At 51.7% G+C, this 18,219-nt stretch carries 11 protein-coding genes; 7 read left to right on the top strand and 4 right to left on the bottom strand.

Going from position 1 to position 18,219, the window contains the following annotated elements; translation table 11 throughout:
- Nucleotides 1-38: 38 nt before the first annotated feature.
- The 3 genes from parC to KHS78_RS17520 form a co-directional block, all read right to left on the bottom strand.
- Nucleotides 39-2,312: a DNA topoisomerase IV subunit A gene (gene parC / locus KHS78_RS17530; RefSeq protein WP_211829877.1), complete on the bottom strand. Its 2,274-nt coding sequence runs from the start codon at nucleotides 2,310-2,312 to the stop codon at nucleotides 39-41.
- 253 nt (nucleotides 2,313-2,565) lie between these two features.
- Nucleotides 2,566-5,346, bottom strand: coding sequence for a hypothetical protein (locus KHS78_RS17525; RefSeq protein ID WP_211829875.1), 2,781 nt, complete (start codon nucleotides 5,344-5,346; stop codon nucleotides 2,566-2,568).
- Nucleotides 5,347-5,517: 171 nt separating this feature from the next.
- The gene (locus KHS78_RS17520) at nucleotides 5,518-6,228 is read right to left on the bottom strand and encodes a sulfite exporter TauE/SafE family protein (RefSeq protein ID WP_211829874.1); all 711 of its coding nucleotides are present in this window, start codon (nucleotides 6,226-6,228) and stop codon (nucleotides 5,518-5,520) included.
- Between the two features lie 487 nt (nucleotides 6,229-6,715).
- Between KHS78_RS17520 and KHS78_RS17515 the strand changes: the two genes are divergently transcribed.
- On the top strand, nucleotides 6,716-7,753 hold the full coding sequence (locus KHS78_RS17515; protein WP_211829873.1) for a P1 family peptidase: 1,038 nt from the start codon (nucleotides 6,716-6,718) through the stop codon (nucleotides 7,751-7,753).
- A gap of 364 nt (nucleotides 7,754-8,117) precedes the next feature.
- On the opposite strand, the gene KHS78_RS17510 is transcribed toward KHS78_RS17515, so the two are convergent.
- Complete coding sequence (locus KHS78_RS17510; RefSeq protein WP_211829872.1) at nucleotides 8,118-9,653, bottom strand: hypothetical protein; 1,536 nt, start codon at nucleotides 9,651-9,653, stop codon at nucleotides 8,118-8,120.
- Between the two features lie 243 nt (nucleotides 9,654-9,896).
- Between KHS78_RS17510 and KHS78_RS17505 the strand changes: the two genes are divergently transcribed.
- The 6 genes from KHS78_RS17505 to KHS78_RS17480 all read left to right on the top strand — a co-directional run bounded on the left by KHS78_RS17505 (nucleotide 9,897) and on the right by KHS78_RS17480 (nucleotide 18,159).
- Nucleotides 9,897-10,931 (top strand): AraC family transcriptional regulator, encoded by a 1,035-nt coding sequence (locus tag KHS78_RS17505; RefSeq protein ID WP_211829871.1) that lies wholly within the window; start codon nucleotides 9,897-9,899, stop codon nucleotides 10,929-10,931.
- 200 nt (nucleotides 10,932-11,131) lie between these two features.
- The gene (locus tag KHS78_RS17500) at nucleotides 11,132-11,650 is read left to right on the top strand and encodes a hypothetical protein (RefSeq protein WP_211829869.1); all 519 of its coding nucleotides are present in this window, start codon (nucleotides 11,132-11,134) and stop codon (nucleotides 11,648-11,650) included.
- A gap of 190 nt (nucleotides 11,651-11,840) precedes the next feature.
- Entirely contained in the window at nucleotides 11,841-13,046 is a 1,206-nt protein-coding gene (locus tag KHS78_RS17495; RefSeq protein WP_211829867.1) for an acetyl-CoA C-acetyltransferase, read from the top strand.
- Between the two features lie 12 nt (nucleotides 13,047-13,058).
- Nucleotides 13,059-15,218: a 3-hydroxyacyl-CoA dehydrogenase NAD-binding domain-containing protein gene (locus KHS78_RS17490; protein WP_211829866.1), complete on the top strand. Its 2,160-nt coding sequence runs from the start codon at nucleotides 13,059-13,061 to the stop codon at nucleotides 15,216-15,218.
- 39 nt (nucleotides 15,219-15,257) lie between these two features.
- A complete protein-coding gene (locus tag KHS78_RS17485; protein ID WP_211829865.1) occupies nucleotides 15,258-16,445 on the top strand; it encodes a CaiB/BaiF CoA transferase family protein in 1,188 nt (395 codons plus the stop codon).
- Nucleotides 16,446-16,590: 145 nt separating this feature from the next.
- On the top strand, nucleotides 16,591-18,159 hold the full coding sequence (locus KHS78_RS17480; RefSeq protein ID WP_211829864.1) for a WD40 repeat domain-containing protein: 1,569 nt from the start codon (nucleotides 16,591-16,593) through the stop codon (nucleotides 18,157-18,159).
- Nucleotides 18,160-18,219 lie beyond the last annotated feature (60 nt).

Here is an 18,219-nt window from a genome sequence, read left to right as displayed (position 1 = left end):
AAGCCGTGCCGGCCGAAACTGGCCGGCAGTTCAGGTGATTATTCCTCGGGATCATTCCCTTTGGTGACGGTTTCGATCCTATCCACCTTCTGGAAACCGCGGGGTAGCTTGTTGCCGCGGCGACCACGCTCACCCCGGTAATGATCCAGGTCAGACGACTTCAGGCGGATATAACGCTTGCCGGAATGCACGATCAGGGTATCGTCCGTGCTCAACAGGGCGACACAGACCACATATTCCTCACGGCTGGCAGCCTTGGCAGAAGGAATGTTGATCAGTTTGTTCCCCTTGCCGCGCGCCATCACTGGCAGTTCGCTGAGCGGGAACACCAGCATCCGGCCTTCATTACTAATGGCGACCACGAAGAGTTCATCCTTCGTTTTCATCGATATCGGTGGCAATGCCCGCGCCCCTTTGGGCAGAGTCAGTGCGGCTTTCCCGGCCTTATTGCGCGCGCTCAGGTCGGCGATGCGGGTGACGAAACCGTAACCGGCGTCGCTGGTCAGCAGGTAGTGGTCGTCGTCGTTGCCGATCAGCGCCGCGTCGAAGGTGGCGCCGGGCGGCGGGTTGACCCTACCAGTCAACGGCTCACCCTGGCTGCGGGCCGAGGGTAGGGTATGGGTGGCTATGGTGTAGGCCCGGCCGGTGGAGTCCAGGAATATCGTCGCTTGGTTGCTGCGACCCTGGACGGATAGCAGGTAACTGTCGCCAGACTTGTAGCTGAGTTTGGCGGCGTCGATATCATGGCCCTTGGCGGCGCGCACCCAGCCTTTCTTCGACAGTACGACAGTGACCGGGTCAGCGGTCATCAGCTCGGTTTCAGACAGTGCACGGGCTTCGCTGCGAATCGCCAGAGGTGAGCGACGTTCGTCGCCGAAGGTCTCAGCATCCGCCTTCAGCTCTTTCTTAACCTGGGTCTTGAGCCGGCGCTCGGAGCTCAGGGTCAGTTCCAGGGCATCCCGTTCCTGGCTGAGTTCATCCTGCTCGCCGCGGATCTTCATCTCTTCCAGCTTGGCCAGCTGGCGCAGCTTGATCTCGAGGATCGCTTCCGCCTGACGCTCAGACAACCCGAACCGGCGCATCATAGCCTCTTTCGGCTCATCCTCGGTGCGGATGATTTCGATGATTTCATCAATGTTCAGGAAGGCGATCAGCAAACCTTCGAGGATATGCAGGCGTGCCAGCACCTTGTCGAGGCGATGCTGCAGACGACGGCGGACGGTTTCCGTCCGGTAGGTGAGCCACTCAAACAGGATCTTGTCCAGCGCCTTCACCTGCGGCTTGCCGTCAATGCCGATCATGTTCATGTTGACCCGGTAGGTGCGCTCCAGATCCGTGGTGGCGAACAGGTGGTTCATCAGCTGCTCGGCATCGACCCGGTTGGAACGGGGCGTAATTACCAGGCGGGTCGGGTTCTCGTGGTCGGATTCGTCACGGAGGTCGGCGACCATGGGCAGCTTTTTCTTCTGCATCTGGTCGGCGATCTGTTCCAGCACCTTGGCACCGGAAACCTGGTGCGGCAGGGCGGTGACGACGATATCCGGGCCTTCCCGCATGTAGACCGCACGCATCCGCAGGCTGCCGCGACCCTGGTGGTACATCTTCAGGATTTCATCCCGCGGGGTGATGATCTCGGCTTCGGTCGGGAAGTCCGGCGCCTTGATGAATTCGCAGAGGTCTTCCACCCCGGCGGCCGGGTTGTCCAGCATGTGGATACAGGCCTCGGCCACTTCCTTCAGGTTGTGGGGCGGAATATCGGTCGCCATGCCGACGGCGATGCCGGTGGTACCGTTGAGCAGCAGGTTGGGCAGCCGTGCTGGCAGAGTGCATGGTTCGTCCAGGGTGCCGTCGAAGTTGGGTTGCCACTCCACCGTGCCCTGGCCCAGCTCGCTGAGCAGCACCTCGGCATAGGCGCCCAGACGCGCTTCGGTGTAACGCATGGCGGCGAAGGATTTCGGATCATCCGGGGAACCCCAGTTGCCCTGGCCGTCGACCAGCGGGTAACGGTAGGAAAACGGTTGGGCCATCAGCACCATGGCTTCGTAGCAGGCGCTGTCCCCATGGGGATGGTATTTACCCAGTACGTCACCGACAGTACGGGCGGATTTCTTGTACTTGGCGGTGTTCTTGAGGCCCAGCTCGCTCATGGCGTACACAATCCGGCGCTGAACGGGCTTGAGGCCGTCGCCGATGTGGGGCAGGGCCCGGTCCAGGATTACGTACATGGAGTAGTTGAGGTAGGCCATTTCGGTATAGGCCCGCAGTGACTGGCGTTCGACGCCGTCGTCACCGATTACGATCTGGTCCGTCATTCTGTCGTCCGGTTCTGAAACGGTTTTCCAAACATAGCACCGCCGGGCCGGTGTCTCAGGTTCGGCATGCGGTGTCAGCGGGAAAGAGTAATCGGCATAGTTTGCCAGTTATGGGGGCGGGATGGCCAGTGGGAGATTGGGCGGCGAGTGAATTGCAGTGCATTAGTGAAGGCCGGAAAACGTCACTTCTTACTGTGGCTGTTTGATGAATGGGAAATGGTTATTTTACTGCACGACTCAGTGGCTGATCGAGCTAGCTACCCATTTCGTCAATAATATCTTCAATCTCACCTATCGTTTTATTGTCCAGATCATAGATTTTCTGCGCGACGTTCTGCACCTGTTCTGGCGGTAATTCGCTATTCTGACTCAGTATTAAGCGCTTTATTTTACCGACTAATTGTTCGCGTTTGTGTGTAGCCTCTTCTGCTTTGCTATCAGACTCATAACCATCATCAAACAGCTCTTCTATTTTCTCTGCAAGACCACCATCAAGAGCTCCTCTGTTGCTAACTATAGAGTTATGGATAGATTGAATGCCTGTTGGAGCATTTGATTGTTTCGTAGTCTCGCCAACAGGTTTTAGCTTGTACTGTTGTGATCTTATTGCTTCTAACGTGAGTGCCCGGTTGTCTTTCGGCTCTTTGGCTTTGGGTAACGTTAAATCTACTTTTGACATGTTCGCTTGAGAGAGAGACTCAGAATCTACGTCAGTGTTTTTCTCTGGCTGGTGTTCTGTATTTGAGTCTGGAGATGTTACGGTAAGGTTTGAGGGCAGTGGCTCATTTGGGCTTTCTGGTGGATTCGTTTTTCCTGATGTTGCCGTGTTTTGAGCCTGTGCATTGCCTAACGTTTTAGTTTTCTGGCGCTGTTCTCGAGCTTCTACGGCTGCCTTTATTGACGCTTCAAATGCACTCATTGAGCTGCTGCCCTGTTCATCTCTAGGGCTATTTAACGTTTCTGTGTCGGTGTTAAGCTCTGACGGTTTTGGTGCTGCTACCGTATCTGGCATCGCAGGCGTTGCATCAGGTTCATTCAGAACACGCAGATTTTCATAAGCATGTGAAGGGCTTTCCTGAGGGGATTCGGTTGTCGTTGCTTTCTTGTCAACGTCAGGCTGGGCCAATGCATCAAGGTTTTCGTACGTTTGTAACTTGCTGATGTTTTCGTAAGAATTTAAATGGTTGGTATTTTCATAAGTGGTTGACGGTACAGCGTTTTCGACACTGCTTTCACTCCACTCCTCAAAGTCATCATCGTCGTCATCCCATTCATTCCATTCATCCTCATCATACCCTGAGCCAATGTCACTCGTGTAGAGTGTATCAATTGGTTCAGACTGGCTATTCGCATCAGCAACTGTGTAGTCGCTGCTCTCTTCCTCTAGCGAGGCCAGGTCTGCAATATCAGAAGCGTTACTGGACGCTATCGATGATGGGCTTTTTACGGAGCTGGACTCGATACGGGCTAAATCAGTGTCAGTCTTTGATTGTTTCTGGAATAACTGACTAATAAACGCTTTAAATTTTAGAAATAGAGATTTATCGGGAAGCGGAGGTCGTGAATCTGATGGAGGAGCTGTTGTTTTGATTGGATCAGCCTGCAGAGCAGATACCTGGTTCTCAGCCTTTATTGAAGAGTCAGTCTTATCGGCTGGCTGCAGAGCAGCTGCGTTTTGATGTCGCGTGTTATTTGCGGATGCTGCTACGCCTGATCTTACTTGTGCACTCCCACGATTATCCAGCGGCTTGGGGGAGCTGGTTTGTGTATCTGCGTCGGGCCGGTTGTTTGCTTTTTCTGTATTGGTCTCGGTAGTCGATAATAGCGGCTCTGCTGTTGTTTCTGGCAGGGAGGACGCTGCCGGTGTTTTGCCTATCGTAATGCTCAGATTGGATGGCTGTTTAACTGTTGTTTCTGCTTCGACAGATGTGCGGGCTAAATGCTCAGGCTTTTGGGGTATCTCGGGTTTTATTTTGGTGGATGATGGTTGATTCGACGCTTTATCAGGGGAGGGGGCTACCGGTGTTTCTTTATCGATCGGTGCTAATGGAATTGTGGTTTTTTGAGTCGGCTGTTCCTGTGGTGGTGGCGTAGGCACTACAGTGGTTGGGTCGCCAACAGGAGATAATCCTGTTGCAGGCATTTCAATGGTGTCGTTGGGGTAGGCGATCTCGCCTTGCTCTGCCAGCGTCGGGTCATCGATTACGTCTGTTGATGACGCTGCAACAGTCGGTAGAGTAGACTCTGTTGTTTCCTCTGTATCGAATATATTTCTTCCCGCTATTGTCAGCAGGCCTGATTCATCAGCCAACGCTTCATCGGTAATGTCACCATCATCAGCCGTGATATCTCGGGCGGGGGATTCACGTAATGATGAAGCTGGTGCGGTTTCTATATTCCGGGGAGCGATCTTTTTGTGCTCACCTGTATGGTGGGGCGCTTTGCTCGTCTGGGGAGCCTCCCTGCTTTTAAAGGCGCTGTACTGCTCATGGCTATCAATATTCTGAACCAGGTCTTCGACATGCCGAATGGTTTCCAGAGCCATCTCGTTTTTCAGTTTTTGTATAACAGTCTTTGCCTCGGACACTGTATTTGCCTGAAACCCTTTTTTTTGCAGTGACGGGCGCAAACAGGTCGCGACTGTCTCCAGAACATGATCCTGGTTGATTGAAGCATCCTGCTGCCACAGTCGGTTGTATTCATTGCGCAAGGCATCCCCTGGCTGCTGTTGGGGGGGCTGGGGGCTATGGCTTGGTAGATAATGCCCGTGGTGTGCAGGCTTTGCTGTCTGTGGTGCCGCCATGGGAGGGTAATACATGGCAGGGTTCTTTATAACCTGGACACTCCAGCCTTTCGGCACATGAATTACGGTATTTTGTGCAGTAATGGGGATCACATACTGTATGGGGACTGGAACGTATTTCACTGACCGTCCAAAGATGCCCCCAGTAGCCGTGTAGAAGGGTTTGCCTGCCTGAATATAAATGTGCTGTGTGGCAGGAATCGGTGAAGTTGGGATGCCGTTTTTTGCCATTTGCTATCCGTGCAAGACAGAAAGTCCATTAAGAAAGCATAGTTAATTTGATCTTCCATGTTTTTGGCTTGTTGTGACTGGCACGCCTTTTTTATTAGAGAAAACGATATATTGTTTGCTGCATATCGCATTCAATTATTAGTCTCTGGTTTGAAAGAAAACCTTTAGCCTTTAACTGAGAGTCATACCAATCAGGCGAAGAGCCAGGATACTCAGCAAAAGCTTGAAAAAGCGCTGAAAAGACACGTCTGGCAAGAAACGGCGCAATCCTGTGCCAACCCATGAGCCGACAATGGCTGCCAGGCTCATCCATAGCATCAGGGTCAGGTAAGGGGCGAAACTGAACCCGAGCAGTATAAACGCCAGGACTTTCAGGGCGTGGGCTGTGCCCATAAAGGCGCCGGTGGTGGTGACCAGCGGATCCCGTGTCAGCCCTTCCCGGCTCAGGAAGGCTGAGCTGAGCGGCCCGGTGGCACCGGCCAAGGTGGCCAGCAGGGTGTGTATGGCGCCAAAGGAGAAAAACCGGTAAGGCAACCGGTGCATGGGCAAGGGGGGCAACCACGTTAGAAGTAGGATACAGATACCAAGCAGCAAGGGAATCCACTCGGGGTTCAGAACCAGAACGGTTTCAGAGCCAATCAGTGCGCCCAGGCAGGCACCACCGGCATAGCGACCCACGATGTGCCATTCAACCGTTCGCCAGGCAAAGAGGACGCGACTGCCATTGCTGGCCAGCTGAACAACAGCATGAACGGGAATGATTGCAGCAGGAGGTAGCAGGCCCGGCATCAGTGCGATCAGCAGGACTCCTCCGCCAACACCGAAGATAGCGGTGAATGTTGACGTCAGGAAAGCGATGAGGCTGAGCCAGAGTTCCTGCATGTCTTTTTTATCGGTGTGGTGATAGGGAGATTATCCCGTGCTTTGTGGTACAGATAAAACGTTTTTGAATGATATTCGCCTAATACAGGAAGACGGTTGAAACAGTCCCTATGTTGGAGACTTGGTGCTGATCTGTTGATGGGTAAGGCAAGATAATCAAAAAGTGATCCCTGGCAGGAATGGATGGAGCATAGCCATGAGCCTGATAACGAGTTATTAAAAATGCATAACCATTAGTATTGATAGAGATGTGTTGTAATTTTTAGTATCCGGTTTCAGCTATTGAGGGGGGACTTTTAACGGAGCACAGGGGTAATCACAGTGTTTAAAAACAGACTCAATAGCTGACTGAAAATTATAATAACGGTTATTTATTTGTTTAAATGATGTCATCTGGTCGCTATTGCTATCCAAGAGGCTGCCAAAGTCGATTGTGGTTAAGATCGCCAGATATGTTTGATGGCACACTCAAGCAAGGACAAACACAATGACTGACTGGCAGGATTCACTCACAAACCTGGATATCCCATTTCAGGGACAGAAGGATTACAAGCCTGATCAGTTCTTCGCTATCAAGAATGTGAAAATTGGGCAGGTCAGTGATGAGAAAGGCATGACCGGTGTCACAGTGCTGCGTTTTGATGCCGGAGCCATCGCGTCAGTGGATGTGCGTGGTGCGGCACCCGGCACCCGGGAAACCGATCTATTGAAACCGGAAAACCTGGTGGACAACGTGCATGCTGTAGTCCTTGCCGGTGGCAGTGCTTTTGGTCTTGAGGCCATGAGTGGCGTGGCTCGGCAACTGGAGAAGGAGGGCATCGGTTTCAATACCGGGGAGGCACGGGTGCCAATTGTCACGGGGGCTGTGCTGTATGACCTGAGCGTCGGTGATCCCTCTGCTCGGCCTGATATCGTGATGGGGCAGACGGCAGCCAGGGCAGCAAATCGGATCGGCCTGGCGGAAGGTAACGTCGGGGCGGGAACTGGTGCTACTGTGGGTAAGATCCGCGGTATGTCATATGCGACGAAGTCAGGCTTGGGAACATACAGCATCGAGTTGGATAGCGGTCTTGTGGTCGGTGCTATTGTTGCCGTTAATGCCTGGGGCGATGTTTACGATCGCAGTGGGCAAATTCTGGCCGGTACCCGGAATGACAAAGGATTTATTAGTGGTACTACTTTGGTTATTCAGGATGCCAGTGAACCGGGTTTTGTGAGCCGTAACACAACCATAGGAGCCATTGTTACGAATGCCACACTGACAAAATCCGAGGCGCTCAAGGTCGCCCAGATGGCACATGATGGTTATGCTCGGGCCATCAGGCCAGTCCATACCTTAAATGATGGTGACACGATATTCTCAGTGGGTACTGGCGAGATAGCGTCTGTTAATGTCAACACGCTAGGGGTGATTGCTGCATCTGTGATGGAAACGGCTATTCATCGGGCTGTGTTAATGGCAGAAAGTGTTTCAGTATTTCCTTCAGCAGCAGAGATACATCAGAGCATGATGAAACAGGATTAAAAAGGCTATTCAGGAGCAGGATGGCTCTGAAAAATGTGCTGGTTTTTGTGACTAGCCCATCCTGTTGTAGTGCATTGAAGCTACAGGAAGTAGAAGTTGATGGAGGTGGTAGTGCTAACCTGAGTGGTTAGCAGTATATGGTCAACACCTTATGAGATAAACCGTCTGCACAATCACTTTCGATTGGTCAATCAATGGTTTACCAAGCATCAGTACAATCAGCAATCTCTCAGCCAACATCAAATATAGCGCTGAATATTGACGTCATGACGGCGATGATATTGAGCCAGTGTTCCTGTAAAAACGCCTACTTATTGTTAGCTTTGCCACTCATCTAATTTTCGTGTCTGGCACTAGTGGAGTTCTATAAGATAGATTCTATGTCTTCTTCCTCCAGTGATGTGGTGGATGCCTGTGAGTCAGAAAGAGTCGGTGGACAAACTCGTTGACGCAGTGACAAAATCCTTGATTTAACGCAGTCGGATTGCTTAAGACAAAATCCTGTGAGTCCTCCTACAAAAGCAAGAGACAAGAGCAATGTTAGGCAAGGGGAAAATTTATCATCTTTATCGTGTTTGGCAGCCTCTAATTGATCTGAGAAGACAATGCAAATAATACTGCCTGCCACTATGAAAAGAATCATGCCGATTATTGTGCTCATGAAAGGCGATATATAGTGCCTAATTTTATAGCTGGCAGGGGCAAAATCGATCAGCTCTCTCTTCAACTTTTCTATATCAAGGTAATCGCCCCTGCCAGTAACCCATCCGCCGTTGTTTTCATACAAATCATCTATGGTAATAGTGCTTTCCTTTAATCGATCGAATGTTTCCTTTTCTTTTTCGCTTAGGTCTTCGTAGCGTGCTTCAGTTTTAAAGTCATCACTGGACGGTCGATTGTATAGAGTCAGCAGTTCTTCTGTGATTTCTTCGGGTGTTAATCCGGCGCCTGGGAATCCAAGTGCCGTAAAACGACAGAGTCCATGCCGTTTGTCGGATAGCATGACATTAAAACCCATCGCTGCTCCGTGAGGGTGTTTGCCAAGATAGTCTTTGTGGTTTTTAAAGTAGTAAACCGTACCGTATTTTACATCTTTAGGGGGACTGTGTTTTAACTCAGAATGAAAAGGCGTGTTGCGATAACTAATGAAAAACTTGAGTGGTGTTTGGCTGTTACCTTGGTAGTGTACTGATAGTGCTCTATCCGTATTGCTTGGAAACAGACGGTTAAACTTTATCTCATCTTTAACGAAAATTGATATTAAGCGATAGATGACTAATTGATAAATAATGTTGCAGTCAATATTACAAAATTTTCCCGTTAGACATTCTAATGCATTAGCGGCTTTTTGATCAGGTTTGGCAATGTAATGAAGGAAACCTTTTTTGTTCATTAATGGTTGTTTTTCATAAATGTCTGTAGGGGGTTTAGTATTTCTAAGTGTGTTTCCTAAATCCGCAAAGAGTGTTGTTTTAAATTTTTCACTGTCAGGATATCTCTCGAGGAAGTGGTGTCTGAATATATGACAGTCAGTGTCATATATAGGGCCTTCATTTAATAAAGAAAGTGCTCTTTCTTCATCTAAAGTACAATCAGTTTTTTTTAATTCGCAAAGCTCTGTGTAACGTCGATAATAACGATCGCATTCTTGTGCGAAATACCTTGATAACATTCTATCAATGTCTCTTTGTGTTAGTTTTCCTGAGAATAGTGCGTTGATAAGTGAATTTTCTTTTGTAGTATGTCTGTGCCTGGCTCCTCTCTCATGGATACTTGTTCCTGGTGTTAAATCTTCAACGAATACTTCGGTCAGAAGCGTTCCTTGTTCATTGGAGGGGGTAGCCTTTTCTTTCAGTGGCGTTGTGTTAGCCGTCATTTGATAGGGGGATGTCGCTTCCATTATTTCTTCGCCTGGTCATTGGTCATATTTAAATAAGCTTTGATTCCTGTCAGTGATTTTTGTTGTGACTAATAGGTGAAAATAGCTGACTTAATTTTATAAGGGCATTAGATTCATTTCTGCACTTATAAAGGTCTTCTTTGACAGAGTTTGCTGGATATTAAAACCATTTGTTTTTTATGGCTGCTTTACGGCAGGATGTTGGGAAATAATCATCAGACGTCTTCAGGAACGATGGCAAAGATGTATAATCAGGATTCTCGTTCAACCATTGCCGGGTGTTTTGTTGTGGCTGCACTTTATGGGGTGCAAGCGAGGCAGGGGGACGTTGGTGCGTTGTTGGATCAGGCAGGTATCGACAGGGCTGTGATGGATGATCAGAACCTACGTGTACCGCGTGAGGCATTCACACGGCTTATCCTGCTGATACGGGAAACCCTGCAGGATGAATTCCTGGGATTATCACAGATGCCTTGCCCAGTGGGCGCCTTTGCCATGATGTGTCATGCCTGTATGACCTGTGAGACATTGGGACAGGCGCTTGAGCGCTGTATCCGCTTCCTGAGTCTGGTTACGCATAGCATCGAATTGTCATTGCGTCAGGATGAGGATGAAGTGGCTCTGACACTGCTGCATGAGCGGGCAGAGGGTTTGGATGACCGTTTCCTGATCGAGACATTGCTGGTGAGTCTGGTGCGCTGGTCAAGCTGGATGATTGATCGTCATATCGTGCTCCGGCAGGTGGATTTTGCCTTTGATGAGCCGGCACACCGTGATGAGTACCTGCAGATATTTCCGTGCCGTTGTCGGTTTAACCGACGGGCGACAACATTATTTTTTTCATCAAGCTACCTGTCTGCGCCAGTCGTGCAACAGCCGCTGACACTGAAATCTTTCCTGGCCCAGGCCCCGGCTAACCTGATGAGCCACTACCGGCACGATGACAGTGTATCAGCCCTGATTCGCAAACGGTTATCCGGGCTTGAGCCTGCTGAGTTTCCGACATTTGATGCGATAGCCGGGTGGCTGCATCTGTCCCCCCCCACGTTGCGGCGCCGATTAAAGGACGAGGGTGCCAGTTATCGTGGCATTCTGGACGCTGTCCGCCGTGACCGGGCCATCTTCCATTTATCACGCAATGAGCTGCCGGTGGCGGCGATTGCCAGCCTGACTGGTTTTGCAGAGCCCAGCACCTTCCACCGTGCGTTCAAAAAATGGACGGGCCTGACGCCGGGCGCCTGGCGCGCCTCTAAACAGGTGGCCTCTGAGGCCGGTTAGGCATTATTTCACGTCATTTTTTTGTAATGTCGCCATTTGACCGTTAGGTCAGAATAGCGTTTGTCCTTGTATAGCAGTGTGAAACCCCTGTCAGTGCATTAATACGTCATTTGACGTGTTTGGAGGCGGCCGATTTTTCATTTTCCATACCGTTTCGGTCGGGTTACACTGAAATTGAAGTGACGAGTGGGGAGGATGTCATGAGCGATAAAAAAACAGCCATGAGCCGGAGGGAGACCGCCATGAGTGACCAGCATGACTGTGGAGATGACCTGCTTGAGCGCTATGAAGTACTGATCAGCCGTTTCCGGGAATCCAGCCAGGAACCACAGGACTTTATAGCTGACTGCTTACGGGAGGGAGCCGTTACAGCCAATGATGCGCTCGACCTGATGAAGTATCTCAAGTCCAGCGTCGATTCACGTTCGTTCGCCCTGGCCGACCTGAGTGATGATGAACACTTTCGTCTCGGCCTCTATGAAACCAACCGTCCAGACTCCGAGAACAACCCGATATTTGTCATCCAGTTTGATGACAAACTGAGCCGTTTCAAAGAAGAAGTCGATGTTGTTCTGGAAGAATTCGCCCGTTCAGTGGCTGAAATCGCCTGCATGGATACTGAGGTGTTGCCGCTGCCTATTGATGACAATCAAACCAACCAGGAAGAAGCCGTTCAGGCCATTTTTGACGCCATGCCGACGGACACTACCTGCCATTAAGTGGCTTTTATCGCTACTGATCACGACAAATATCCCCGTTCCGGCACTGCCCGCAACGGGGATTTTTATGGCGCGATAAAACCAATCATTGTCATTTTGTGCCACTCAAAATGACTGAACCCGCCATTGTGGTGTGCCCGGGTTGCGTTAGTGTGGGTGGCAAATGCCGAAACACGCAATGGAACCTGTCATGACTGAAGCCTTTATCTACGATGCGATCCGAACGCCCCGGGGGCGTGGCAAGGCCTCCGGGCGACTGCATGAAGTCAAGCCGGTGACGCTGTTGGCAGATTTGCTCAATACCCTCAGGGAACGGAACGGCTTCGACAGCGAAAAAGTGGATGACATCGTTCTGGGGTGTGTCACCCCGGTGGGCGATCAGGGGGCAGATATTGCCAAGACCGCGGCCTTGGCGGCCGATTGGCATGATGATGTAGCCGGGGTCACCCTCAATCGTTTCTGTGCCTCAGGCGCTGAGGCCGTGAATATGGCGGCCATGAAAGTCCGTTCCGGCTGGGAACAACTGGTGGTGGCAGGGGGCGTTGAATCGATGTCTCGGGTGCCTATGGGCAGTGATGGCGGTGCCTGGGCGATGGATCCCGAGACCAACCTGTCTACAGGGTTCATGCCGCAGGGCATCGGCGCTGACCTGATTGCAACGCTGGATGGCTTCTCTCGGGATATGGTGGATCAGTTTGCCGTGGCGTCCCACCAGAAAGCGGCTTCAGCTTCGCAACGTGGAGCATTCTCCCGCTCACTCATACCGGTACAGGACCGAAATGGGATAACGATTCTGGCAGAGGATGAGCTGATTCGGCCGGCGTGTTCCGTCGAGAGTCTTTCCGGGTTGAAACCCTCGTTTGAAATGATGGGCGCGATGGGATTTGACGGCGTGGCCCGTGAGAAATATCCACACGTTGAGCGCATTCAACATGTTCACACCCCGGGCAATTCTTCCGGCATTGTTGATGGAGCCGCTCTGTTGTTGCTGGGCAGCGAGACGATGGGGGAAACACTGGGTATCAAGCCCCGCGCCAGGGTGGTGGCCACGGCGCTGGTGGGGACGGATCCGACCATCATGCTGACTGGCCCGGCGCCTGCCGCCCGCAAGGCATTGGCCATTGCCGGCCTGTCTGTCGACGATATCGATCTTTTTGAGGTCAATGAAGCCTTTGCAGCCGTCGTGCTCCGGTTCCAGAAAGAGCTGGGGGTACCGGATGAAAAAGTGAATGTGAACGGTGGCGCAATCGCCATGGGGCATCCGCTGGGTGCGACCGGCGCCATGCTGATCGGCACATTGCTGGATGAACTGGAAGCGCGACAGCAGCGATATGGCCTGACGACCCTCTGTGTCGGCGGCGGTATGGGCATAGCAACCATTATTGAGCGGGTGTAAGAGGGACAGGGCATGACTTCGATTCGTTACGAAAAAACATCCGACCATATCGTTCACCTGGTCATGGATCGTCAGGATGGCTCCACCAATATTATGGATGCGGCGTTCCAGCAGGACTTCCATGCCGTGATCGACAGGCTTGAGGCTGAAAAAGAGAGTCTTGCCGGTGTCATATTGCGTTCTGCGAAGAAAACCTTTTTTGCTGGAGGAGACCTGAAGGCGCTCATCCAGGTGGGTGCTGAGCAGGGGGACATGTTCTTCCGCAGTGTTGAAGCCATGAAAGCGGACATGCGTCGGCTGGAAACCCTCGGTGTCCCGGTGGTCGCTGCCATCAACGGTACGGCACTGGGTGGTGGCTGGGAGCTGTGCCTGATGTGCCATCACCGGATTGCACTGGCGGATGACAGCATCCGCCTGGGACTGCCGGAAGTGACACTGGGGTTATTGCCCGGTGCCGGTGGCATTGTACGTACCGTACGACTGTTGGGGTTGGAAGCCGCATTCCCGTTGCTGATGGAAGGCAAGCAGCTGCGTCCCGCTGCCGCGTATCAGCGGGGGCTGATCCATACGCTGGTGGAGACGGATGATCAGTTACCGGGTGGGGCGGAAGCCTGGATCAGGCAGCATGCGAAATCTGTCCAACCCTGGGATGAAAAAGGCTACAGGATACCGGGAGGTGCACCTTCCACCCCCAGGATGGCGCAGAAACTGGCGATTGCGCCAGCCATGTTGAAAGAGAAAACCAAGGGTTGCTATCCAGCGCCGGAAGCGATTCTCAGCGCTGCCGTTGAAGGCGCGCAGGTGGATTTTGATACCGCGACCCGAATTGAGTCCCGCTGGTTTACCCGGATGGTGACCGGTCAGGTTTCAAAAAACATGATTGGCACTTTCTGGTTCCAGCTGAATGCCATTAAGGCGGGTGGCAGTCGACCAGATATAGCTGGCACAGAATCTGTAAAGAAAGTCGGGATTCTGGGCGCCGGGATGATGGGCGCGGGTATCGCTTGGGCCTGCGCTTCGCGGGGTATTGATGTGGTGCTGAAAGATGTCAGTTTCGAGCAGGCTGAAAAGGGCAAAGCCTATTCCACGCAGTTGCTGGACAAGCGCCTGAAACGCAAGCAGGCCACAGAAACTGACAAGGTTTCGATGCTGGAGCGGATACAGACCACCACGTCGGCCGAAGATCTGGCAGACTGTGATCTGGTGATTGAAGCGGTGTTTGAAGACCGGGCGTTAAAGGCATCGGTCACGCGTGAGGCTGAAGCCGCTCTGACCGCATCCTCGGTGTTTGCATCCAATACGTCGACGTTACCGATCTCCGGGCTGGCTGAGGCCAGCGTCAGACCAGCCAACTTTATCGGCCTGCATTTTTTCTCTCCGGCGGACAAAATGCCGCTGGTGGAGATTATCCGTGGCCAGCAAACGTCCGATGAAACGCTGGCGAAAGCCTTTGATTTTGTCCTGCAGATCAACAAGACCCCCATCGTGGTGAATGACAGCCGGGGCTTTTTCACATCTCGGGTATTCGGCACATTCACCAATGAAGGTATCGCCATGTTGGCGGAGGGTGTTGCACCGGCGGCCATTGAAAATGGCGCGCTGCTGGCGGGAATGCCGGTGGGGCCGTTGGCAATCTGTGATGAAGTTAGTCTGACGCTGATAGGACGGATTCGAAATCAGGCGATCCAGGATCTGAAAGCGGAAGGAAAGACATATCAGGATCATCCAGCTGATGCTGCCGTGGACCGGATGCTGGGGCTAGGGCGTGAAGGTCGTGCTGCAGGAGGCGGTTTCTATGACTATCCAGACAAAAGTCAGAAACATCTATGGCCAGCACTGACAGAGTATTTTGCTCCGGCGGATGAAGACATGTCACTGCGCGATATCAAGGATCGACTGTTGTTTATTCAGGCGCTAGAAACCGTACGATGTCTGGAGGAAGGCGTACTAAGTAGCATTCGGGATGCCAATATTGGCTCCATCTTTGGAATCGGCTTTGCGGCCTGGACGGGGGGCGCACTGCAGTTTATCAATCAGTATGGCATCCGTGATTTTGTCACCCGATCGCAGGCGCTGGCGGAACAGTTTGGGGAACGTTTTACGCCGCCTGCCTTGTTACTTGAACAGGCGGCAAAGGATGCGCCCTTCAAGGATCTGGATAGCGTTTATTGACGGTTCGACGGATCGGATAACACAGGAAACCATCTGACCATGACCAGCCCTCTTGCCGGACTGAAAGTTCTGGATTTCACGACCTTGCTGCCCGGTCCCTATGCGACAATGCTGCTGGCGGATATGGGGGCAGAGGTCATCCGTATCGAGGCGCTGAACCGGCCGGATATGCTTCGGTTGTTGCCGCCGATGGTGGAGGCGGGTATCTCGGCCGCCCATGCTACGATCAACCGGAACAAGCAGTCCATTGCCCTGGACTTGAAACAGCCGGAAGCGGTTGAGATATGTCGGCGCTTGGTGGAAACCCACGATATTGTCATTGAGCAATTCCGTCCCGGCGTGATGCAGCGCCTTGGGCTGGATTACGACACCCTTAAAGCCATTAATCCCGCGCTGATTTATTGTTCCATCACCGGTTATGGTCAGAATGGCCCCATGAAAGACCGGGCTGGTCACGATATCAATTATCTGGCCCTGTCAGGTCTGGCCAGTTACAGCGGTAACCGCGAAACTGGCCCTGGACTTCACGCGGTGCAGATAGCAGACATTGCAGGTGGTTCACACCATGCTGTGATGGGGATTCTGGCGGCAGTGATTCAGCGTCAAAGCAGCGGGCAGGGACAACATATCGATATCAGCATGTTGGATGGTGCCATCGTACTGAATGCGATGGCAGGCGCCGGATTCCTGGCCGATGGGCGTACGCCGGAACCGGAACGGGAACTCCTGAATGGTGGCAGCTTTTATGGTTATTACCGTACCCGTGATGACCGATGGTTCTCTGTGGGCAGTTTGGAACCGCAGTTTGCTGAGGGATTTTTTCGAGCGATTGGGAAGCCTGAGTGGCTTTCACGCGTAGCGGATGCCAGTCCTGAACAACAGCAGCAGTTACGAAACGATATCCAGACCCGGTTTGCGAAAAACACGTTTGAAGAGTGGCGGATGGTATTTGAGCCGTTGGATCTCTGTGTTGAACCGGTGTTGACGTTATCTGAGACAACCTGTCATCAACATAGCCAAGCTCGCGACTTGATCGTGGATGTACCGGATTGCAGCGGTAAGCCACAGGCTCAGTTGGCTTGCCCAATACAATTTTCCAGCGCACCTTTGCAGTATGAAAGGACGGGTGTCATGCCCGGAACAGATACCTACGAAGCTCTACGTGCACTTGGTCTGGATCAGCAGGCGATTGATGAATTGATAGAAAAGGGGGTGGCAGGTCATTAGTGGTCGCTATTTCGTCGTATTCCTGATCTATTGATGGGTAAGAGTACTGAAAGCTTTGTGAAGTAAAACTAACTGATTGGTTATGCAGAATACTGGCTGATTCCTTCATAGTGTCGGTTTAATAGGGATATTGAAGGAATCAGGGATGAGTTTAGAACGGAGTACCGGTTTTAATCGGAATAAAGATATTGCTACAACAGGGCCTGTTCACATATCTGTCGACAATTTTTACGGTAAAAACAAGAAATATTGCCGTATCGTTGAGATATTAAACGAGCGGCAGACTCTAGAATCAACAGTTTCTTCAACGCTAGCTGAGTCGCAATCCAGTGATGTTGCAAACCCTGTCCAGGATACACTCTTGTCACAGCATACGGTTAGTGCATCTACGGTAGCTCGATCGGTGAACTTTCCGCCTGAAGTTGACTCCCGTAATTCGGTGGTTGCTGATCAACCGGTTGCAGAATATTTGCCACATGGTTCTGCAATACCCGCTCAGGAAATAAGAATACTAGAGCCTGAAGCCAGCCTATCCGCAGCATCAAACCCAGTTGGCAGTCTTCCTGAAATTGACTCTCTCAGTGATGTTATTGCCAGCGCTCCGTTGCTGTCTATTGATGAGATATCACGGTTCGAAATGTCAGATGATGTGGCGGCTATTAGTTTGATTAAAGATGACTCTGTTCTGGTTGTAGCACAAGACAATGGTGATGTTTACCTTCTGGATACCTTGTCCGGAGCCATTCAAAGGGAGTGGCGACAAGCATCGCAAAATAACCATCCGGTTGAACCCATGCAGACTTCTGATGAAGAAGCATCAATGGATGATGGCTCGGAACTGGCGTCAGATGAAGAGCCAATGGATTATGACTCTGATTCGGATGACGACACTCGAGTTTCTTGTCTGGCACTGTCTGTTGATCAGCAGCAATTTGCGGTTGGGCGTGATGACGGGCAAATCAGGCTTTATAACTTGTCCAATGCTCGAGGCCCTGGTGCTGATAATGCGTGTCCTCCGCAAGACTGCCGCCAGATGCCAAAAGATGAGTGTGTCGGGTTGGCATTTACTGCGAACGAGCGGGGGCTGGGGCTTATTGCGGTAAGGGAGAATGGCAGAGTTGATCTTTGTGACATCCAAAATGGTAGCGTCTTTTTGAGGCAACAGCTATCGATAGGCCAAAGACGCTCCGATCATATGGCAAGTCTGGTGACCAGCCATACGGTAGCCAGTACCGTCACCGTTATTACGCCATCTAATGTGCTCCAGCAGGTTAATGCGCTTACTGGGGAGTGCCACAGTATCGGGCAGCTGGGTGCTGGCGCCACAGCGGTTTTGGAAACGGATGATTACTATGGTATCGCTCATTGCCCGTCAGATGGTCAGGCTGAACTGTTCATTTATGACAGGCATACCGGTGACCTTCGACATCAGATGAATGTCTCTCCTGATGAGATCAAACAAGGGAAATTGACGATGAGTTCTGATGGCCGGTGGTTGCTCTGTGGTGCCAGAGGGCGTATCAGGATGGTTGATTTGTACGGTTTCGAGTCAGAGAGGACGATCGCAATCGGCTCTCATTGGGAACTTGCAGGTTTAGCGTGTCATCCTGAGCGTCCGTGGATTGTGCTGGCACACGAGAGAATGGTGAGGATTGGTGAGGTCATCGCACAAGAGTCAGGGATCATGCAGAGAAATGCTTGGGTAGAAGAGTAAAGCACAGTCCCCAACGATTGTTATACTGTCATCTGCGTGCAATCGACCAGCGCCTGCGCT

It is taken from the genome of Kistimonas asteriae, assembly GCF_018263925.1.
Taxonomy (GTDB): domain Bacteria; phylum Pseudomonadota; class Gammaproteobacteria; order Pseudomonadales; family Endozoicomonadaceae; genus Kistimonas; species Kistimonas asteriae.
The sequence above is the reverse complement of the archived record's forward strand: the minus strand, read 5'-3'. Positions and strand labels throughout refer to the sequence as shown.